Origin of the sequence: Thioclava electrotropha, from assembly GCF_002085925.2 — a bacterium.
Lineage (GTDB): Bacteria > Pseudomonadota > Alphaproteobacteria > Rhodobacterales > Rhodobacteraceae > Thioclava > Thioclava electrotropha.
Window position 1 is genome coordinate 3,009,204 of the sequence record NZ_CP053562.1, and the last position, 19,686, is coordinate 3,028,889.

At 64.4% G+C, this 19,686-nt stretch carries 22 protein-coding genes and 1 pseudogene; 8 read left to right on the top strand and 15 right to left on the bottom strand.

Going from position 1 to position 19,686, the window contains the following annotated elements; all coding sequences use genetic code 11:
* The first annotated feature begins 30 nt into the window (after nucleotides 1–30).
* From AKL02_RS14360 to AKL02_RS14370, 3 genes are all read left to right on the top strand, one after another.
* Entirely contained in the window at nucleotides 31–819 is a 789-nt protein-coding gene (locus tag AKL02_RS14360) for an enoyl-ACP reductase FabI (protein WP_078520238.1), read from the top strand.
* Between the two features lie 253 nt (nucleotides 820–1,072).
* Nucleotides 1,073–1,852 carry a pyrroline-5-carboxylate reductase family protein gene (locus AKL02_RS14365; RefSeq protein WP_083079050.1) on the top strand — a complete coding sequence of 260 codons (780 nt, stop codon included), beginning with the start codon at nucleotides 1,073–1,075 and terminating at the stop codon, nucleotides 1,850–1,852.
* Between the two features lie 51 nt (nucleotides 1,853–1,903).
* Complete coding sequence (locus AKL02_RS14370; RefSeq protein WP_083079049.1) at nucleotides 1,904–2,575, top strand: haloacid dehalogenase type II; 672 nt, start codon at nucleotides 1,904–1,906, stop codon at nucleotides 2,573–2,575.
* 7 nt (nucleotides 2,576–2,582) lie between these two features.
* Here AKL02_RS14370 and AKL02_RS14375 read toward each other — a convergent pair whose 3' ends face one another.
* A complete protein-coding gene (locus AKL02_RS14375) occupies nucleotides 2,583–3,173 on the bottom strand; it encodes a hypothetical protein (protein WP_083079048.1) in 591 nt (196 codons plus the stop codon).
* Nucleotides 3,174–3,236: 63 nt separating this feature from the next.
* Between AKL02_RS14375 and AKL02_RS14380 the strand changes: the two genes are divergently transcribed.
* Together AKL02_RS14380 and AKL02_RS14385 are read left to right on the top strand one after the other, a co-directional pair.
* Entirely contained in the window at nucleotides 3,237–4,061 is an 825-nt protein-coding gene (locus AKL02_RS14380; RefSeq protein ID WP_083079047.1) for an alpha/beta fold hydrolase, read from the top strand.
* Complete coding sequence (locus AKL02_RS14385; RefSeq protein WP_083079046.1) at nucleotides 4,058–4,948, top strand: DMT family transporter; 891 nt, start codon at nucleotides 4,058–4,060, stop codon at nucleotides 4,946–4,948. The genes AKL02_RS14380 and AKL02_RS14385 overlap by 4 nt, the downstream gene beginning before the upstream one ends.
* 70 nt (nucleotides 4,949–5,018) lie before the next feature.
* Here the strand turns inward: AKL02_RS14385 and efp are convergent, their stop codons facing one another.
* Nucleotides 5,019–5,588, bottom strand: a complete 570-nt coding sequence (gene efp / locus AKL02_RS14390; RefSeq protein ID WP_078520244.1) for an elongation factor P — start codon at nucleotides 5,586–5,588, stop codon at nucleotides 5,019–5,021.
* 99 nt (nucleotides 5,589–5,687) lie between these two features.
* On the opposite strand from efp, the gene epmA reads away from it, so the two are divergent.
* A complete protein-coding gene (gene epmA / locus AKL02_RS14395) occupies nucleotides 5,688–6,728 on the top strand; it encodes an EF-P lysine aminoacylase EpmA (protein WP_083079045.1) in 1,041 nt (346 codons plus the stop codon).
* Nucleotides 6,729–6,731: 3 nt separating this feature from the next.
* On the opposite strand, the gene AKL02_RS14400 is transcribed toward epmA, so the two are convergent.
* The 5 genes from AKL02_RS14400 to AKL02_RS14420 all read right to left on the bottom strand — a co-directional run bounded on the left by AKL02_RS14400 (nucleotide 6,732) and on the right by AKL02_RS14420 (nucleotide 9,708).
* On the bottom strand, nucleotides 6,732–7,121 hold the full coding sequence (locus AKL02_RS14400; protein WP_078547997.1) for a DUF2237 family protein: 390 nt from the start codon (nucleotides 7,119–7,121) through the stop codon (nucleotides 6,732–6,734).
* 16 nt (nucleotides 7,122–7,137) lie between these two features.
* Nucleotides 7,138–8,310, bottom strand: a complete 1,173-nt coding sequence (locus AKL02_RS14405; protein WP_108722416.1) for a serine hydrolase domain-containing protein — start codon at nucleotides 8,308–8,310, stop codon at nucleotides 7,138–7,140.
* Nucleotides 8,311–8,414: 104 nt separating this feature from the next.
* Complete coding sequence (locus AKL02_RS14410) at nucleotides 8,415–8,924, bottom strand: MarR family winged helix-turn-helix transcriptional regulator (protein ID WP_078520247.1); 510 nt, start codon at nucleotides 8,922–8,924, stop codon at nucleotides 8,415–8,417.
* 131 nt (nucleotides 8,925–9,055) lie between these two features.
* Nucleotides 9,056–9,331, bottom strand: coding sequence for an FAD assembly factor SdhE (locus AKL02_RS14415; protein ID WP_078570124.1), 276 nt, complete (start codon nucleotides 9,329–9,331; stop codon nucleotides 9,056–9,058).
* Nucleotides 9,331–9,708 carry a helix-turn-helix domain-containing protein gene (locus AKL02_RS14420; RefSeq protein ID WP_078541836.1) on the bottom strand — a complete coding sequence of 126 codons (378 nt, stop codon included), beginning with the start codon at nucleotides 9,706–9,708 and terminating at the stop codon, nucleotides 9,331–9,333. The genes AKL02_RS14415 and AKL02_RS14420 overlap by 1 nt, the downstream gene beginning before the upstream one ends.
* An 82-nt stretch (nucleotides 9,709–9,790) precedes the next feature.
* On the opposite strand from AKL02_RS14420, the gene AKL02_RS14425 reads away from it, so the two are divergent.
* Nucleotides 9,791–10,993 (top strand): pyridoxal phosphate-dependent aminotransferase, encoded by a 1,203-nt coding sequence (locus tag AKL02_RS14425; protein ID WP_083079044.1) that lies wholly within the window; start codon nucleotides 9,791–9,793, stop codon nucleotides 10,991–10,993.
* A gap of 27 nt (nucleotides 10,994–11,020) precedes the next feature.
* The gene (locus tag AKL02_RS14430) at nucleotides 11,021–11,422 is read left to right on the top strand and encodes a hypothetical protein (protein WP_083079043.1); all 402 of its coding nucleotides are present in this window, start codon (nucleotides 11,021–11,023) and stop codon (nucleotides 11,420–11,422) included.
* 25 nt (nucleotides 11,423–11,447) lie between these two features.
* On the opposite strand, the gene AKL02_RS14435 is transcribed toward AKL02_RS14430, so the two are convergent.
* From AKL02_RS14435 to urtA, 8 genes and pseudogenes are all read right to left on the bottom strand, one after another.
* Nucleotides 11,448–12,011 carry a CHAP domain-containing protein gene (locus AKL02_RS14435; protein WP_078520252.1) on the bottom strand — a complete coding sequence of 188 codons (564 nt, stop codon included), beginning with the start codon at nucleotides 12,009–12,011 and terminating at the stop codon, nucleotides 11,448–11,450.
* 165 nt (nucleotides 12,012–12,176) lie between these two features.
* Nucleotides 12,177–12,671: a DUF6647 family protein gene (locus AKL02_RS14440; protein WP_133051987.1), complete on the bottom strand. Its 495-nt coding sequence runs from the start codon at nucleotides 12,669–12,671 to the stop codon at nucleotides 12,177–12,179.
* An 89-nt stretch (nucleotides 12,672–12,760) separates the two neighbouring features.
* Nucleotides 12,761–13,234, bottom strand: coding sequence for a c-type cytochrome (locus AKL02_RS14445; protein ID WP_083079041.1), 474 nt, complete (start codon nucleotides 13,232–13,234; stop codon nucleotides 12,761–12,763).
* A 216-nt stretch (nucleotides 13,235–13,450) separates the two neighbouring features.
* Nucleotides 13,451–14,145: pseudogene (gene urtE, locus AKL02_RS14450) on the bottom strand (urea ABC transporter ATP-binding subunit UrtE).
* Nucleotides 14,146–14,161: 16 nt separating this feature from the next.
* Nucleotides 14,162–14,932: an urea ABC transporter ATP-binding protein UrtD gene (urtD, locus tag AKL02_RS14455; RefSeq protein ID WP_078541842.1), complete on the bottom strand. Its 771-nt coding sequence runs from the start codon at nucleotides 14,930–14,932 to the stop codon at nucleotides 14,162–14,164.
* Nucleotides 14,929–16,152, bottom strand: coding sequence for an urea ABC transporter permease subunit UrtC (urtC, locus tag AKL02_RS14460; protein ID WP_083079040.1), 1,224 nt, complete (start codon nucleotides 16,150–16,152; stop codon nucleotides 14,929–14,931). Before urtC ends, urtD begins: the two co-directional genes overlap by 4 nt.
* A 91-nt stretch (nucleotides 16,153–16,243) precedes the next feature.
* On the bottom strand, nucleotides 16,244–18,226 hold the full coding sequence (gene urtB / locus AKL02_RS14465; protein ID WP_083079039.1) for an urea ABC transporter permease subunit UrtB: 1,983 nt from the start codon (nucleotides 18,224–18,226) through the stop codon (nucleotides 16,244–16,246).
* A gap of 58 nt (nucleotides 18,227–18,284) precedes the next feature.
* Nucleotides 18,285–19,565 (bottom strand): urea ABC transporter substrate-binding protein, encoded by a 1,281-nt coding sequence (urtA, locus tag AKL02_RS14470; protein WP_165757020.1) that lies wholly within the window; start codon nucleotides 19,563–19,565, stop codon nucleotides 18,285–18,287.
* Between the last annotated feature and the right edge of the window lie 121 nt (nucleotides 19,566–19,686).

A 19,686-nucleotide genomic window follows, 5' to 3' on the forward strand; every position in this document is an offset into this window, starting at 1 on the left:
ACGGCGACAGAAACGGCGGCAGGGACGGGAATGGCGGAACTGATGAAGGGTAAGCGCGGCCTCGTGATGGGGGTCGCCAACGAGCGCTCAATCGCTTGGGGGATCGCAAAGGCACTGGCCGAGCAAGGCGCGGAGCTTGCGTTCTCCTATCAGGGCGAAGCCTTCGGCAAGCGGGTCGAACCGCTGGCCGAGAGCGTGGGCTCGAAATTCCTGCTGGATGTGGACGTGAATGACGACGCCTCGATGGACGCCGCCTTCGCCAAGCTGAAAGAGGAATGGGGTTCGATCGATTTCGTCGTGCACGCCATCGCCTATTCCGACAAATCCGAACTCGCGGGCCGGTTCATCAACACCACCCGCGAGAACTTCAAGAACTCGCTGACGATCTCCTGCTACAGCTTCATCGACGTGGCCAAGCGTGCCTCGGAACTGATGAACGAAGGCGGCTCGATGATCACGCTGACCTATATGGGCTCACAACGCGTGACGCCCTATTACAACGTGATGGGCGTGGCGAAAGCGGCGCTGGAATCGGCAGTGCGCTATCTGGCAGCCGATCTGGGCCCCGACGGCATCCGCGTGAACGCGATCTCGCCCGGCCCGATGAAGACGCTGGCCGGTGCTGCGATCGGCGGCGCGCGCAAGACCTTCCGCCACACGGAGCACAATTCGCCGCTGCGCCATAACGCGACGCTGGAAGCGATCGGCGGCACGGCTGTCTATCTGCTCTCGGAGTACGGTGCGTGCACCTCCGGCGAGATCATCTCGGTCGATAGCGGCTATCACGTCATGGGTATGCCCGCGGCGGAGAACCTGTAAGAAGCTTCGCGCGCACGATCCGCGCCCGGAACGCGGCGAAGCCGCAGGGCGCGCGCCGGCCCGTCCCGACGGGCTGGCGCATTGCCCCCCGCGCACACCGCTCAAACAAGCGAAGAATGTGGCTGGGCTAAAGTGCCCAGCCCCGAAGTCATGGTGCGCCACCCCACGGGCCGCCGCGCGCCCTGCTACCCATTCCTCCCTTCCCCATCCCCTGCCCCGCGTTAGGCTTTCCCGAACACGCAGGGAGGCGCGCATGGCACTCGATTTCTCTATCGGCATCATCGGCTCAGGGATGCTCGGCGCAGCGATTGCCGAGGCGCTCTGGCGCGCGGAGCCGAAATCGCTCCTGATGGCCAACCGCTCCGGCGCGCGGCCTGACATTGACGGCTTCCCGCCGGAGAACGTCCTGACCGACCCGCAGGCGCTGACGGACGCATGCGACGTGGTGATCCTCTGCGTGCCGCCCGCCGCTGCCCGGGACCTCAGGATCGATGCGAAAGACAAGCTGGTGATCTCCGTCATGGCGGGCGTGCCGCTCTCCGAGCTCACCCGCATCAGCGCCAGCCCCCGCGTGATCCGCGCCATGTCGAGCCCGGCGGCAGCAAAGGGCCTCGCCTATAGCCCATGGTTCGCGAGCGATGCCGTGACCGAAGACGACCGCGCGCGCACCCGCGCTCTCTTCGAGGCCTGCGGGCAGACGGACGAGCTGCACGACGAGGCCCAGATCGACCTCTTTACCGCCATGACCGGCCCGGTGCCGGGCTTCGTCGCCGCCTGCGCCGCTGCGATGGCGCGTCATGCCGAGGATCAGGGCGTCCCGCCCGAGATCGCCGATCGCGCGGTGCGACAACTGTTCCTCTCCGCCGGGCAGATGATGGCCGAGGGCCCGACGCCTAAGGCTCATGTGCAGGAGATGATCGACTACGCGGGAACGACGGCCAAGGGCCTCACCACGCTGCGCGACAATGGCTTTGCCGAGCGTCTGGCCGAAGGGCTCGCCGCCGCGACGCAAGCCTCGCGCGAGATCTACTGACCCTTGCACCCGGCCCCGCCGACGCTAGGGTGTGGCTCGGGAGGAAATATCATGTCCATTCAGCTTTGCGTCTTCGACGCCTACGGCACGCTCTTCGACGTCGACGCCGCCGCGCGCAATCTGGCCGCCGAGGAGCCGCGTCTGACCGAGATCTGGCCGCGCCTTGCCGCCGATTGGCGCCGCAAGCAGCTGGAATATAGCTGGCTGCGCGAGGTGATGGGCGATTACGTCGATTTCTGGCAGCTGACCCGCGACGGGCTCGATTGGGCGATGGCCGCACAGAATCTCGACGATCCCGATCTGGCCGAGCGGCTGATGGCGCTTTACCGTGAATTGCCCGCCTTCCCCGAAGTGCCCGAGATGCTCGACGCGCTGCATCATCGCGGTGTGGGGCGTGCGATCCTGTCGAACGGCGCGCCGGACATGCTGGGGGCTGCGGTCCATGCGGCGGGCGTGGGGCATCTGCTCGACGAGGTGCTCTCGATCCACGAGATCGGCCACTACAAACCCCGCGCCGCCGTCTACGACATGATCGCGCAGAAGATGGGCGTCGATCCTGAGCATACCTGTTTCGTCTCGTCGAATGGCTGGGATGCGGCAGGCGCGGCCAAGGCGGGCTTCCACGTCCTTTGGGTCAACCGCGCGGGCGCCCCGGTCGAGCGCCTGCCCTACAAACCCGCGGCGATCCTGACGGACCTGCGCGCGGTGCCCGACCACCTCTGAGAGGCGCTCACTCGTCCATCTCGCGCAGCGCGCGCCGCAACCGCATCGTCTGCGCCTGAAACCCTTCCGCATCCGTGTATTCCACGAAATCGCGGTAGCGCAGATGCGGCCCCTTCACCCGATGCGCGTGCTTGATCGGGCACCAATATTGCTCGGTCCGCGCGGCGATCTCGTAGGCATAGCTCAGAAGTCCGTTGCAATAACCGCAATAGACGCAGTTCAGCTTCTGCAGCGCGTTGAGATAGGCCAGATGCTGACGGTCGACCACGATATGATCGGAGCGCTTCACCTTGGCGATGCGGTAGATCGGAAAACAGATCGCCTGATAGAGGCTTACGAAGAGGTCGAGAAGCACGAAGGGCACGATCAGCGAATAGATCACCGGGGCGGTCAGAATGACCATCGGGCGCGCATAGGACAGGAAGCGCAACAGCCCCACCCGCGCCTGCCGATGCGCATCTCGCACGCCCGCCTCGAACACCACCCGGTTGTGATCGAGCCGGAACGCCATCGCCTCGCGCCTGCGCTCCCATTCCGCTTCGATTTCGTCTTCGAGCGCACTCAGTCTTTCGTGTAATCTTTCCAGCGTGTCAGCCATGGCGATCTCCCTCTAACGCACTATGATCGCTGACAGGTCAGCAATCCAGAGAGGAGCGGCGTAATGGAATTCTTTACCGCGGATGATGGCGCGAAGATCGCGTATCGCGACAGTGGCAGCGGCGTGCCGGTCTTGGCCCTGTCCGGGCTGACGCGAAACACCCGCGACTTCGACTACGTCGCCCCGCATCTCAAGGACGTGCGGCTGATCTGCATGGACTATCGCGGCCGCGGCGAGAGCGACTGGACCGGTGAAGCCACCTATACCGTGCCACGCGAAGCGGCGGATGCGCTGCAACTGCTCGATCATCTGGGAATCGAGAAGGCCGCGATCCTCGGCACGTCGCGCGGCGGGCTCGTGGGGATGTATCTCGCGCTGACCGCGAAAGAGCGCATGACCGGGCTCGCGCTGAACGATGTCGGACCTGTCCTTGACGAGAAGGGGCTGAACAAGATCTTCGACTATATCGGGCGCAACCCGGCGGCGAAGAGCTATGCGGAAATGGCTGAAAAGCTGCCCGAGGCGATGATCGGTTTCGACAAGGTGCCGCCCAATCGCTGGGCGATGGAGGTCCGCCACCATTACGTCGAGACCGATGACGGGTTGAAGATCAATTACGACCCGGCCCTGCGCGATGCCTTCCTCGGCGCCTTCAAGGGCGGCGTGGAGCCAGCCTGGCCGCTCTTCGAGGCCACCGAAGGGCTGCCGATCGTCCTGACCCACGGCGCGAATTCCGATCTGCTGAGCGACGCCACGGTGGACGAGATGCAGCGCCGCCGCCCGGACATGATCTATGCGCGCGTCGCCGACCGCGCCCATATCCCCTTCCTCGACGAACCCGAGTCGCTTGCAGCCCTCGAAGCGTGGGTCGAACGGATCAAAGGGTGAGCGAGGCCCGTGTCACCCTCATCGCCAGCGCGATCACGCTGATCACGGGCGCGCTCTGGGGGCTTTATTGGCTCCCGGTGCGCGCGTTGGACGGACATGGTCTGGCGGGCGCCTGGGGCACGGTTGCGATCACCCTGGTCGCCTGCGTGGCGATGGCGCCCGTCGCTTGGGCTAAACGCGATGAACTCGCCGCCGCCACACCAGCCGCGCTGATCTCGGTCGCGCTCGGCGGGGCGGCCTTCGCGCTCTATTCGATCGGCTTTCTCTACGGCCGCGTCGCGCTGGTGATCCTGCTGTGGTTCCTCACCCCGGTCTGGTCGGTGCTGATCGGGCGGTTCGTGCTGGGCTGGCCGGTCTCACGGCTGCGACTGGCCGCGATCGTGATCGGCCTGTCGGGGCTCGGCCTGATGCTGGGCGCGAGCGGTGGCCTGCCGCTACCCAGCAGCTTGGGCGAATGGATGACGCTTGTAGGCGGCGTGATCTGGTCGGTCGCGACCACGGGGATGCGCACCAGATCGACGCTTTCGCCCGGCCCCGCCACCTTCGTCTTCGCGGCAGGCGCGGCCCTTACCGCACTTTGCCTCGCACCGTTCCTTGCGCCGCTGCCCGCAAACGGGGTCGATTGGGCGGCGTCGGTTGGGCTGATCGGTGCCGCCGGGGTGTTCTGGTGGGGCGCAGCGACGGCCGGGCTTATGTGGGCGACCGTGCGGCTCGAACCGGCGCGGATCGGGATATTGCTGATGAGCGAGGTGCTCGTCGGCGCGGTCTCCGCCGCGCTGATCGCGGGCGAACAGCTCGCTGCGCTGGAAATCGCAGGCGGCGCGCTGGTGCTGGGCGCCGGGCTGCTGGAGGTCTGGCCTGCGCGCCCCAAGCAACACCCCGCCTGACCCACACACCCCATTCGCAAACAAAAAAGGCGCCCCGCAGGGCGCCTTTTCTATCAAATCGCGGCGAGGATCAGTCCTTCGCGCGCTCCACGTACGTGGTGTCTTCGGTGTTGATCACGATGCGCGTGCCCACGCCGATATGCGGCGGCACCATCACGCGAATCCCACCGGTGCAGATCGAGGGCTTGTAGCTCGACGACGCGGTCTGACCCTTCACGACCGGCTCGGTCTCTTCGACTTCGACGGTGACCTTCTGCGGCAGGTCGATTGCGATCGCGTTCTCCTGGAAGGTCTTGAGGTGAACGCGGATACCGTCGCGCAGGAACACTTTCGCGTCGCCGATCACGTCATCCTGCACCGCGAGCTGCTCATAGGTCTCGGGGTCCATGAAGTGATAGCCTTCGCCATCCTCGTACAGGAAATCGTACTCGCGCTCTTCGACATGGGCGCGTTCGACCTGCTCGGTCGTGCGCCAGCGCTCCGACACCTTCGTGCCGTCCGAGATGCGGCGCATGTCTACCTGCGTGACAGGCGTGCCCTTGCCGGGATGGATGTTCTGCGCGGTGATCACGACGTAAAGCTTGTCGTCGATTTCAAGCACGTTGCCCTTGCGGACAGAGGAAGCGATGACTTTCGCCATGAAAGGACCCCTTTGAATTCGGATGAAACAGGCTCTGGCGCCCGGGTTGCTGGTCGCCTAAACCATTTGCGCCCCGATTTCCAGCCTGAAAGGCCTGTCATGCCCCCGTTCTGGACGCCCGAGCGCCACGCCGACCGCCGCCCCGCCCTTCTCGCGCGCAACCGCATTCAGGCCGCGATCCGCGGCTGGCTCGCGACAGAGGATTTCGTCGAGGTCGATCCCTGCGCGCTGCAGGTCTCGCCCGGCAACGAGGCGCATCTGCACGCCTTCGCCACCGAGATGATCGGCAATGACGGCGCGGCGCGGCGGATGTATCTGCACACCTCGCCCGAATTCGCGATGAAGAAACTTCTGGCGGCGGGTGAGCCGCGCATCGCCGCCTTCGCCCATGTTTGGCGCAACCGCGAGGCAGGCAAGCGCCATTCGCCCGAATTCACCATGCTGGAATGGTATCGCGCGGGCGAAGACTATACCGCGCTGATGGCCGATTGCGCGGCGATGCTACGGCTGGCAGCCGAGGCCGCGGGATCGTCGGTGCTGCGCTATGGCACCGCCGAATGCGACCCCTTAGCCGAACCCGAACGACTGTCGGTCGCTGACGCCTTCCAGCGCCATGCCGGGATCGACCTGCTCGCCACCTGCGACGGGGCCGAGACCGACGCGGAAGCCCTGCGCCTGCAATCCGAGGCGATCGGCTTTGCAGTGGCCGAGGCGGATAGCTGGTCGGACATCGTCTCGAAACTGCTGGTCGCGAAGGTCGAGCCGCATCTGGGCCACGGCCGCGCGACGATTCTGGATCGCTACCCGCTGGCCGAGGCCGCGCTGGCCCGCCCTGCCCCGGATGACGGCCGCGTAGCCGAACGGTTCGAGCTTTACGCCTGCGGGGTCGAACTCGCGAACGGCTTCGGCGAGCTGACCGATCCGGCCGAACAGCGCCGCCGCTTCGAGGGCGACATGGATCTGAAGGAAGAACTCTATGGCGAGCGTTACCCGATCGACGAAGATTTCCTCACCGCGCTCGAGATCATGCCCGAGGCGTCCGGCATCGCGCTTGGCTTCGACCGGCTGGTGATGCTCGCCACCGGCGCGCCGAAGATCGAGGATGTGCTCTGGGTGCCCGTAGGCGGCGCGACAGGCTGAGCCTCAGCCCTTCCCGCCCTTCTTCTCGGCCGCATGATCGGCCAGCATCTTGAACGGCACCACCCGCAGCGCATCGCGATGGGTCGAAGCCAGCATCACCTCGGGCGCGCAGCCCTCCTGCACCGCCTGCAAAAAGCGCGAGGCGCACAGGCACCATTGGTCGCCCGGCTTCAGCCCCGGAAAATCATATTCCGGGCGCGGCGTGCTCAGGTCGTTGCCAAGATATTTCGAGAAGGCGAGAAATTCCGCCGTCATCACCGCGCAGACCGTATGCGAGCCGCTATCCTCCCAGCAGGTGTTGCAGCTGCCATCGCGGAAGAACCCGGTGCGGGGCTTGAGCGAACAGGGCTGCAAGGTTCCGCCCAGCACATTGATCGCCTCATACATCTGCATCGCGCGGCCCTCCCTGTCAGGAAACCTCTGCGATGCGGCGCAACATGGCAAGGTTTTCCTCCTCGACGCCCTCCTCCTTGAAACGCCAGTCGGCAGCGTTGATCGCGATCACCGTGTCGGTCGCAGGGCTGACATAGATATGCTGGCCATAGATGCCGCGTGCGAAATAGTCGCCGCCGTGCTCCGCAGTGTCGACCGGCACCCACCATTGATAGCCGTAGCCCTCGCCCTTCGGCGCCTGCAGCGCGGTCGATTTCGCAACCCAGTCCTCGGGCACGATCTGGCGCCCGTTCCAGAAGCCCTTTTGCAGGAACATCTGACCGAAACGGGCATAGTCCCGCGTCCGCAGGTTCAGCCCGCCAAGGACGAAGCTGACGCCCAGCCCGTCGGTTAGCATCACCGGCGCGGCCTCCAGCCCCATCGGCGCGATCAGCAGCTCTCCCATCACCTCCGCCGGATCGGCCCCGGTCGCGCCGGCGATCACCATGCCCAGAACATGCGTGTCGATCGAGACATAGAGCATCCGCGCGCCCGGCTCCGCCTCGCGGATCTTGAGCGAGGCGGCGAAGGCGTCCATCGACCGGCCCATCGCGAGAACCCGGCCCATCTTGTTGATATCCGAATGGAAATCCAGATAGTCCTCGTTGAAGGCCACCCCCGAGGACATCACCAGCGCGTCGCGGATCGTCACGCCCTCATAGCCCGAGCCCTTCAGCTGCGGCGTAAAGCGGGTGAGCGGCGCGTCGAGATCGGGGATCACGCCCTGATGGTGCAGGATGCCCAACGTGGCCGAGAGGAAGCTCTTCGCCATCGACCAGGAGATGCGCAGATCTTCGGGTGCGGTGCCGCGGAAATAGCGTTCATGGGTGATCTGACCATGGCGCAGCTTCACCAGCGCGGTGACCCACCGCCGGTCGATCCAATCCTCGACGCCCTCGGGCAGCGCCTCCTCCGCGCCGCGCGGCAAGTCCGACACCGGCCCGTCGCCACGCGCGATCTCGCGCGAATGAAACAGCGCGGGCATGTTGGAGAAATTGCCGACGATCCGGTCGGGTTCGAACAGCCGGTTCACCGCGCGCAGCCGCGCGATCTCGTCACGCTTCCACCATGCGAGCCCCGCAATCGGCAGCGCCGCCGCCATGCCCACCCGGATCGCCCCCCGCATCGCCTTTTGTCCAAGCTGTTTCATCGCGCGTCCCCTCGCCGCATATCGTCACGGCAAGGAAGCACGCCCCACGCCGTTGCGGCAAGGAGAACCGGGCGTCATCGCGCAGATGCGATTGAAGCAGAGGCTCAGTAGATATAGCGGATCTGGTCGGTCCAGTAGCGCTCCATCCGGCGCAGGGTGTGGTTCATCTCCTCCATCGCGTCGAAGGTGATGACGCCGCGCGTCTCCATCCCGCAGGCGTGGCGCTCGAACAGGGTCGCCACATTCTCGCGCAGTTCGCGCCCCTTCGCGGTCAGGCGCACCCGCACCGAGCGTCGGTCGATCTCGCAGCGCTGATGGTGCATGTAGCCCGCCTCCACCAGCTTCTTGAGATTGTAGGAGACGTTCGAGCCCTGATAATAGCCGCGGGTCTTCAGCTCCCCCGCGGTCACCTCGTTCTCGCCCACGTTGAACAGCAAAAGCGCCTGCACCGGGTTGATCTCGAGGATGCCTAGCCGCTCGAACTCGTCCTTGATGACGTCGAGCAGCAAGCGGTGCAGCCGCTCCAGCAGCGAAAGGCTGTCCAAGTATCCCGCCATCAGCCCCGGCGTCGCCGGGACGGGCGTCATGTCGCTTGCAGATTTCTGCACGGTCATAGCATTCTCCGCCAGTTTCGCTGCCCCTGACGCAAGACAGTGGCGGGAAATGACAAAGATACCGTTAAGCGGCCCGAATTCTCCGAAAATTCGCGCAAAACCCTATGAAATCCGGGGCTTCCGCGCCGTTTTCAGGTTTTCGTAATGTGCCGTTCGCGGGCGAATTGGCCGATTACGGACAGCAATTCGAGGTATTTCGGCGGGCAAGGCTGTGCGCCCGAGACCCACGGATACAGGTCCTGATCATTCTCTTCGAGAAGCTCGTCATAGAGATCGAGAGTGGCGGCATCCAGATCGGGCAGGCACGCATCGGCGTAAGGCCCAAGGATCAAGTCCATTTCCTTGATCCCGCGCCGCCAGCTGCGCATCTTCATCCGTTTCAGCCGCGCCTCTCGCGTCTCTGTCATCAACTCTCTCCTGCCACCAAGCGCTTCTCCAGCCGTGCCAGCCGCACATCGAGATCTTCGAGCCCGGACCGCACTTCCCGGATTTCGCGCACGAGGGCGCGTTCCGCCTTTGCGTCTTCTCCCTGTTCGGGCGGGCCGTCAAGCCCCTCGCCCGATCCGGTCAGCAGCCACATCAGCGTCACGTTGAGCATCCCCGACAGCATCTGCAGCCGGTTCGCGCGCGGCTCCAGCACGTCTTCTTCCCAAGCCTGCAGCGTCTCGAGCCGGACGCCCAGCTGCGTTGCCAGATCCTCCTGGCTCAACCCTGCCGCTTCGCGCGCGCCCGCAAGCCGGTCGCCGAACGTTGCGCTCGCCTCGCCATACCAATCGTCGACCATGTCTCTCTCCCGCTTTCGCTTGAACGCTTCTGGTGCCGAGCCTAGAAGTTTGCCGAACGAGTTACAAATCAAGGGCGACGCGATGGCATTCCTTTCCGACACGCTTGCACGGGTGAAACCTTCGCCGACGGTCGCGATGACCGGGAAGGTGGCCGAATTGCGCGCCGAAGGCCGCGATGTGATCGGTCTTTCGGCGGGCGAGCCCGATTTCGACACGCCCGAGTCGATCAAGGACGCCGCGAAAGCCGCGATCGACGCAGGCAAAACCAAATACACCGCCGTCGACGGCATCGCCGAGCTGAAACAGGCGATCTGCGCCAAGTTCGCCCGCGAAAACGGCCTCAACTACACCCCCGAGCAGGTCTCTGTCTCCTCCGGCGGCAAGCAGGTGCTGTTCAACGCGCTGATGGCGACGCTCAATCCCGGCGACGAGGTGGTGATCCCGACCCCCTACTGGGTCAGCTACCCGGATATGGTGCTGATCGGCGGCGGCACGCCCGTCTTCGTTCAGGGCGATCCCGCGATGGGCTACAAGATCAGCCCCGAGGCGCTGGCAACCGCGATCACGCCGAACACCAAGTGGTTCCTCTTCAACTCGCCCTCGAACCCCTCGGGTGCTGCCTATTCGCGCGAAGAATTGAAGGCGCTGACCGAGGTACTGATGCGCCACCCGCATGTCTGGGTGATGACCGACGACATGTATGAACATCTCACCTTCGACGGGTTCGAATTCACCACGCCCGCGCAGGTCGAGCCCGCGCTCTATGATCGCACGCTGACGGTCAACGGCGTCTCCAAGGCCTATGCGATGACCGGCTGGCGGATCGGCTATGCGGCCGGCCCGAAAGAGCTGATCGCGGCGATGCGCAAGGTGCAGAGCCAGTCCACTTCGAACCCCTGCTCGATCTCGCAATGGGCCGCCGTCGAGGCGCTGAACGGCCCGCAGGATTTCATCGACACCTTCCGCACCGCCTTCAAGCGGCGGCGCGATCTGGTGGTGGCCGGGCTCAACGCCTGCCCCGGCCTCTCCTGCCCGACGCCCGAGGGCGCGTTCTACGTCTACCCCTCGATCAAGGACTGCATCGGAAAGACCTCCGCTGGCGGGCGCAAGATCGAGAGCGACGAAGATTTCGCCAATGCGCTGCTGGAGGAAAACAACGTCGCCGTGGTCTTCGGCGCGGCCTTCGGGCTTTCACCGAATTTCCGCATCAGCTACGCTACATCGGACGCGGCCCTGAACGAGGCCTGCGCCCGGATCAAGGCCTTCTGCGAAGGGCTGTCATAAGGCGGAACGGCCGAGGGAGACTGGCGAATGACTGACTTGCCCGAGTATTATTTCCGGGTGAAGGAAAACGGCGCGACGGTGTTTCGCATCGATACCGAGAACCGTCAGCGCCGGATCGAGATGGACCCGATCGCCAATATCAACATCCGCAACGGCGAGATCAAACCGCAGGGCGACAGGGTTCTGACCGAGGAAGACCGCGCCGAGATCGAGGCGTGGATGGCGCATCGCCGCGAGGTGCTCGCCCAGCGCGATGTCGACGACATTCTGCGCGCGGTCGATCACCTCAATCTCGTCGCGCAATGGGCGCAGTCGAAGGCGACCGACGCGCAGCTCGAAGAGATCACGGATACGCTGTTGCTGACGATGCACGACCTGCGCAGCGTGCTGGTGCGCAAGAAGGCCGAGCGGCTGACCAGCGAGGGCTGAGCCCTCGTTTCAGCCCGCTCCGGCCTCAGCCTTTCGAGATGAACCCGGTGATCGGATAGACGCGGCCCAGCGCGCCGGGATTGCTCATGACGCGCACGCGGCTCCAGTCATTCTTCTCGGAGACATCCACCACGACCATGTCGAGCGACACCTTGTTACGCTCCCAATTCGCGTGATCGACGCGAATCTGACGCGGCGAGTCGACGCCCGACACCACCGCGATATGACCCAGCGGATTGCGACCGGTCGCCGAGAACGCCATCACCGCACCGACCTTCGGCTGATGACCGCGCGCATAGAGCCCCTTGGCCTGCGACCACCACGTCTTGGCATTGCCGCGAATGTCGATCCCCGAGGCGTTGCGCGCAAACGGCACACACCAGACACGCTGGCGCTTGGCGCGCATCTGCTTGGCCACTTCGACCGCATAGGCGCGACGTTCGAGATTGACCGCACCCGCCTGATCCCGCGCGCTGGCAAAGCCCATCCGGTCGCCGGTGGTCGGGGTACAGGCCGAGACGGTCAGCGCCGCGATCAAAACAAGCGAGAGGGGGGCCGCGCGGCCCGCAAGGTCAGAGATAGAGAGCATGGGCGATCACTGTCGATGTCGAATTGTTGCGTCTTCGTTACCTCCTCCATAGCCTCGAATACCCTCTTCACCGAAGGAGAATTTCGCCGCGCATCAGCGGGTTGGCAACAATCCGCTTACAGGAATGTAATCTTGGGAACCTTTTGCGATCTCGCGATGCGCGTTCTACGGATGACGGTCCGAGGGACAGCGCGCATGCAGGTAAATCTCGACCCATTCAAAGCCCGGATCGATTCCCCGCTCGGCCAGCCACGCCTCCTGCAAACGGTAGGCCTCCGGCTCGGCCGCCGCCGGACAGGGCCAGTCGCGCGCATGAAACTGAGCGCGGTGGATCAACTCATGCAGGAGCGAGGAAAGCTGCATCGGATCGTCTTCGGACCACGGCCCGACGAGGAAGATTCGATCCTCCACCAGATCATAGGCCGCGCGCAGATCGGAATCGACCAGAAGGTCGTGCCCCTCATAGGTGATGACCTCCCCGCTTTGGCACATGAAGATCGCAGGCGCGCCCTCCGGCACCGTGTAGTCGCTATGCGCCTCGATCCACGCGGCGAGCGCTTCCGTCACCGCATCGGGCACAGACATAGGCAGCGGCGCGGGACAGGCCCCGACCGCTGCCGGACATAACAGTGCAAGCCCTATGACGATGGCTCGGATCATCACGCCTCCTCTCCAGACAGGATAGCAGCTGCGTGCGGATCTCGGAATTGATGCCGATCATTCGGGCCGATTGTGCAAACCGCTCCGCCCTAGTTCGGCATCATCGGCGGCGCCATCACGATATAGGGCGTCGTCGGGGCCTCCCCCGGCGGCAAGGCCTCGGGCATCGGCTCCCCCGGTTCCCCGAGCGATTTGATGTACTGGTAAAGCGAGCGCAGATCGCTCTCGGGCATTGCATGCACGTTGTAGAACGGCATCGGCGGCTTGGCGTCGAAGGTCTTCGCGTATTCCACGAAACCGTCCTCGTCCATGTCCTTGATCTCGAGGCGCAAATTGACCGCGTAGGTCGTCCCCCACGGCCCCTGCCAGCCAAGCGGTACGCCTTTGAGCGCCGCTTCCGGGTCGATCTTGCCGCCGGACTCGTTGTAACCGGCCGTGTGGCAGTCGTGGCATCCCGAGATGATCGAGACCAGTTTGCCCCGCTCCACCGAAACCTCCTGAGCAACAACAGCCGAAGAGCTGGCCAGCGCGCCAAGCGCGGCCAGAATAAGAACGCGTTTCATGGGTTTCCCCCTCCCTAACAGACGCGCCCCTCCCGGCGCGTCTCTCCCTGAGGTCCGGCCTTACGTCCAAACAGACCTGACCTTGCGGAAAGGATGCGCCTAAAGGGGCGAGTCGGGCAATTAGATAAAAGACAGGGTCTCGCAGCCGTGTTCAGGCAACGGATAGCGATGAGGCACGAACCTCGCGAAGGCGCGGAGCGGGCTGCGCCGTCTGCCTCAGACGCTCACAACCTCGCGCAATGCCTCACGCGTCAGGATCTCTTTCGTCCCTCCATCGCGACCGCGCCGCGCTTGAGCACGTAGAAGCTATCGCCCAGATCATGCGCGAAGTCGAAATACTGCTCGACCAGCACGATCGCCATATCGCCCTTCTCGCGCAGGTAGGAGATCACCCGCCCGATCTGCTGGATGATGTTGGGCTGGATGCCCTCGGTGGGCTCATCCAGGAGCAGCAGCTTCGGCTTCATCAGCATAGCGCGGGCAATCGCCAATTGCTGCTGCTGCCCGCCCGAGAGGTCCCCGCCCCGGCGATTGAGGAAGTCCTTCAGGATCGGGAAGAGCTCGTAGATCTCATCCGGAATGACATGCTCGGATTTCGGCAGGCAGGCGAAAGCCGTCTCCATGTTCTCGCGCACCGTCAGCAGCGGGAAGATCATTCGGCCCTGCGGCACATAGCCCAGCCCCGCCTTCGCCATCGCCTGCGGCGGCACGCGGCCCATCTCGGCACCATCGAGCGTGACAGACCCGCCCGAGCGCAGATGCGTCCCCGAGATCGCCTTCAACAGCGAGGTCTTGCCCACCCCGTTGGTGCCCATGATGCAGGTCACCTCGCCCGCGCGGGCCACCATGTCGATTCCGTGCAGAATCTGGCTGCCCCCGTAATGGAGCGTCAGCCCCTCGGTCTTCAGCATCGCGGGTTTTGTCAGATCAGCGGCCAAGATACACCTCGATCACGCGTTTGTCGGCGGTCACATGGTCAAGCGAGCCTTCCGCCAGAACCGACCCCTCATGCAGCACCGTCACCTTGCAGTTCAGACGGCGCACGAATTCCATATCGTGCTCGACCACGACCACGGCATGATCGCGCGCCAGATCGACCAGCAGCGCAGTCGTTTGCTCGCGCTCTGCCAAGGTCATCCCCGCGGCGGGTTCATCGACCAGCAGCAGCTTCGGCTCCTGCGCCAAGAGCATCCCGATCTCGAGCCATTGCTTCTGCCCGTGGCTCAGCTCGCCCGATTTGCGCGGCAGTTGATCGGCGAGGCCCACCTGCGCTGCGATCTCTTCGACCCGCGCGCGATCCGCATCGCCGGCTTTCCAGCCCAGCACCGCGAAGGGGCTGCGATTGGCCTTCAGCGCCATCATCAAGTTCTCGGTGACGGTCTGATCCTCGAACACGGTGGGCTTCTGGAATTTCCGCCCGATCCCGATCCGCGCGATCTTCGCCTCGTTGAGCCGCAGCAGGTTGGTCGAGCTTTCCCCCCACAGCACTGAGCCCTCATCGGGCCGGGTCTTGCCGGTCACGATATCCATGAAGGTCGTCTTGCCCGCCCCGTTCGGCCCGATCACGGCGCGCAGCTCGGTCGGGCCGATATTGAAGCTGAGATTGTTGATCGCCTTGAACCCGTCGAAGCTGACGGAGATGCCCGAGACCTCCAGCAGGGTCTGCGCCCCTGCCCCCGGTTTGATCGCGACATTCATTCCTGCGCCTCCTCTTCCCGGAAGGAGCCCTTATCCGGCCCGAGCGGCGCGCCATGGCGGTTCGGGCGGCGAATGCCCTCGAACAGGTCGATCAGCCCCGACAGTCCCTTCGGCGCGAACAAGGTCACCAGCACGAAGGCGAGCCCCAGCAGCACCTGCCACCAATCGACCCAGTCGATCGTGTAGAAACCCAGCGGCAGATCGGGCACGCGGCCGCCGGTAAACCAGCTCGAGACGATGGAGACGAAGGCCGCCCCCATCACCGCGCCATAGAGCCGCCCGCGCCCACCGATCGCGACCCAGACCGCGAGGTAGATCGACGCGATGGGCGCCATCTCGCCCGGGTTGATGATCCCCGCCTGCGGATAATAAAGCGCCCCCGCAATGGCCGCGATCACCGCCGTCAGAGTGAAGACGAACAACTTGTAACCCTCGACCGAGTAGCCAAGGAAGCGCACCCGCGCCTCGTCGTCGCGAATGCCGCGAATAACCGAGCCGAACTTGCCCGAGACGATCAGCGACGCGGCGATATAGCCCAGACCCAGCGCCAGAGCCGAGGCCCAGAGGAACCAGATCGACAGATGATCCTGCCCGGCGCTTACGCCCGGAATATTCTGCAGGCCCGAAAGACCGTTATTGCCGCGCAGCCCGCTCTCGTTCTGGAACAGGTAGAGCGACAGCGCCAGCGTCATCGCCTGCGTCAGGATCGACAGATACACGCCCGTCACGCGCGAGCGAAACGCGAGCCAGCCGAAGATCAGCGCCAGCAGTCCCGGCACCAGCACCACGAACAGCAGTTGCATCGGCAGATTGCCCGCGAAGGTCCAGATCGCGGGCAAATCGGACCCGCCGACCACGCCGAAAATCTGCGTGCCGATGGCGTCATTGACCTCCTGCGGGGTCATCGGGAACTCGCCTGCAGATTTCAGCACGATGTCGCGGGTGCGCTCATACATGAGCCACATGCCGATCATGTAGCCGCCCAGCCCGAAGAAGGCGAAATGGCCGAGCGAGAGAATGCCCGTATAGCCCCAGACCAGATCCATCGCGATGGCGATCAGGCACAGGCACAGCGTCTTGCCCAGCGTCTTGACCATCGAGGTCGAGATCGCCCCCGGCCCGTAGGCATGGGAGAGGAAGGTGACGCCCAGCGTGAAGACCGCAAGGACCAGAAGGAACCACAAGACGGAGGGGTTCTTGGCGAGAAATCCGGATTTCATATCTGCACCTCGCGCCGAAGCTGGGGGGCCAGCCCCCCAGACCCCCCGGGATATTTCAGGCAATTGGAAGGGAAAGCGGTCTGTCTCATGTTCAATCCCCCGCGGCCCGGCCCTTGAGCGCGATGATGCCGCGCGGGCGGAACTGGATGAAGATGATAATGAAGAGGATCATGTAGGTCTGCGCCGCGAGCGTGTTCGACGGGTTCAGCCATTCGATCCCCTTTTGCAGCACGCCGATCAGCGTGGCGCCCGCCAGCGTGCCGAAGATCGAACCGACGCCGCCCACCACGACCGTCATGAAGCTCTGCACGATATAGTCCTGCCCCATCTCGGAGGTGACTTTCGCGAAAAGTCCGATGGCGACGCCCGCGATCCCGGCGATACCCGAGCCGAACCCGAAGGCGAGCATGTTGATGCGATCCGGGTTGATGCCCATAGACGCCGCCATCGACGGGTTCTGCGTGACCGCGCGGACCTCGAGCCCGAGGCGGGTCTTGCGCATCACCCAGAGGTAGAGGGCGAGGAACACCAGCGCCAAGACGAAGATCGCGATGCGGATATAGCTGATCGACACCACGTCATTGAGCGTCCACGCCCCCTCCAGCCACGGCGGCGAGGTCAGCGGACGCGCCTGCGTGCCGAAGATATTCTTGAACAGCTGTTGCAGCGCGATCGAGATACCGAAGGTCGCGAGCAACGTCTCCAGCGGACGTTTGTAAAGGTACCGGATCACCAACCGCTCCATCGCGACGCCCGCGCCGAAGGTGATCGCAAAGGCCAGAGGAAGCGCGATCAGGATCGACAGCGTGTAATCGGGCACGAAGAGCTGCACGACATAGCCCGTATACGCGCCCATCGTGATGAACTCGCCATGGGCCATGTTGATCACGCCCATGACCCCGAAGGTGATCGCAAGACCGATCGCGGCGAGAAAATAGATCGAGGCGAGCGAGAGCGCATCGAGGCCGAGATCGACCGTCTGCATCCCCGCCACCGTGCGGCTCACCCGGGTCAGCGCAGCCTCGGCGGCGGTGGTCACCTCCGGGTCGGGCTCGGCATAGATATCGGCGTATTGGTGATCGGCGACGAGTTTCTCAGCCTCTGCATCGGTCAGACGTGTTGGCACCTCGCCGGCAGCGGCCAGCGTCGCATAGGCCTCCTCGCGCTTGACCGGATCGGACATCGCGGCCAGAGGCAGCCCGCCCACCTGACCGTTCTCGACATGCGCAGCCAATGCCTGCTGCATCTCGGATGCCGAAATCCGCGCGGGCGCCATATTGGCCGAGACCAGCATCGCATAGGCCTCATCTTCGGGGATATCGCGGCCCGGCTTGAGCGTCTCCGCGACATTGCCCTCGGGCGCGCCCTCGAACACCTTGCGGGTCGTCGCCACCAGCGGGTTCAGCGTCGCCCGGAAATCCAGCCCCAGATCGGCCCCGAAACTGTCGATCGCCGCGACGCGCTCCTCGGCATCCTTGCCGAAGCGGATCGTCAGCAGGCGTTCCAGTCGCTGTTTCTGCGCCTTGATCGCGGGATCGGGCTCGTCGGGGATCGACGCGCGCAGAGGCTCCAGATGCGAGGCCTCGCCATTGCGGTCGATCGCGGTCAGCGCCTCGCGGCGTTTCTTCGGATCGGGGTCGCTCAGCAGAAACCGCACCAGCGCCACGCCAATCTCGGCCCGCACGCCGGAATTCGGCTTCACTTCCTTGATGTCGGATTTCGGCGCGGTGCCGGCGGGCTCTCCGGTGACCGGATCGCTCAACTCATAGTCGCTGCCGGATTTCTTCACGATGAAGAAGGCGCCGTCGCTTTCGCGCAGCCCCACGCGCTTGTCGGACCAGGCCTGCAGGAAGCGCGAGGCCCCCTCGCCCGAACCGGCGACCGCCTCGATGACCGGGCCGATGGTGCGGCGCGACGGCTTGGCGATCTGCTTGGCATAGTCCTGAAGGACGGCGCGCAGCCCCGTGGCTTCGCTTTGCGTGGCCTCCGCCTGCGGCGCGTCGCCCGCATCCTGCGCCAGCCCCGGCAGAGCCAATGCCAGAACAATCCCGAGCGCGATCAAAAACTTGCGCATCCCGTCCCCTTAGGATGAAACGGCCGGGAGAGGCGCACCCCTCCCGGCCAAGACACGATCAGTAGTTCGATTTCTTCTGAACGCAGGTTTCGGTCTCGGTGTTGTACATGCCGCAATCGAGACCCTGCCAATCCGACTTGAGCACCGCCGATTCCGGCAGGAAGTCGGTCCAGGCGTCGCCCGGCACGGGGTCGGTCTGCGAGATGATGTCGAACTGACCGTCTTCCATGATCTCGCCGATGAGGACCGGCTTGGTCAGGTGGTGGTTCGGCAGCATCTTCGCGGTGGAGCCGGTGAGGTTCGGGAATTCCTGCCCCGGCATCGCGGCGATGACTTCGTCGACATTGGTGGAGCCGACCTGCTCGACCGCCTGCACCCACATGTTGAAGCCGATATAGGTGGCTTCCATCGGGTCGTTGGTCACGCGGCTGTCGTCGCCGGTGAAGGCGTGCCACTGCTTGATGAAGGCCGCGTTCTCGGGCGTGTCGGCGCTCTCGAAGTAGTTCCACGCGGCCAGCTGACCGACAAGGTTCTTGAGATCCGCCTCACCCAGACCGGACAGTTCCTCTTCGCCGACCGAGAAGGCCACGACGGGGATGTCCTCGGCGGTGATGCCCGACGCCGCCAGCTCCTTGTAGAAGCCGATATTCGCGTCGCCGTTGATCGTCGAGATCACGCCGACCTTCTTGCCGTCCGCGCCCAGCGCCTTCACGTCGGAGACGATCTTCGACCAGTCCGACTGACCGAAGGGGGTGTAGTTCACGAAGATATCTTCCTTCGCGATGCCTTTGTCCTGCAGATAGGCTTCGAGAATGTTGTTCGTGGTGCGCGGGTAGACATAGTCGGTGCCCAGCAGCGCGAATTTCTCGACGCCAAGCTCTTCGAGGAAGTAGTCGACCGCCGGGATCGCCTGCTGGTTCGGGGCCGCACCGGTGTAGAACACGTTGCGCGAGCTTTCCTCGCCCTCGTATTGCACCGGGTAGAACAGCAGACCGTTGAGTTCCTCAAGAACCGGCAGAACCGATTTGCGCGACACCGAGGTCCAGCAACCGAAGATCACGTCGACCTTGTCCACGGTGATCAGCTCGCGCGCCTTTTCGGCAAACAGCGGCCAGTCGGAGGCCGGGTCGACCACGACCGCCTCGAGCATCTTGCCGTTGATACCGCCCTTCTTGTTCTGCTCTTCGACCAGCATCAGGACCGTGTCCTTCAGCGTGGTTTCCGAGATCGCCATCGTGCCCGACAGCGAGTGCAGAACGCCAACTTTGATCTTGTCGTCCTCCTGCGCGAAGGCAATGCCCCCGCTCATCGACATGGCCCCGGCCAGAGCCGCAGACATCATGAGTTTACGCCGATTGATCATTTCATTTCCCTCGTTAGCGTCGACCCTGCGCGGCCCTTGATGGGCTCATTCTGCAGGTGCCGAACCTCCACTATTGGTAACGGTCGAGGCCATCCCT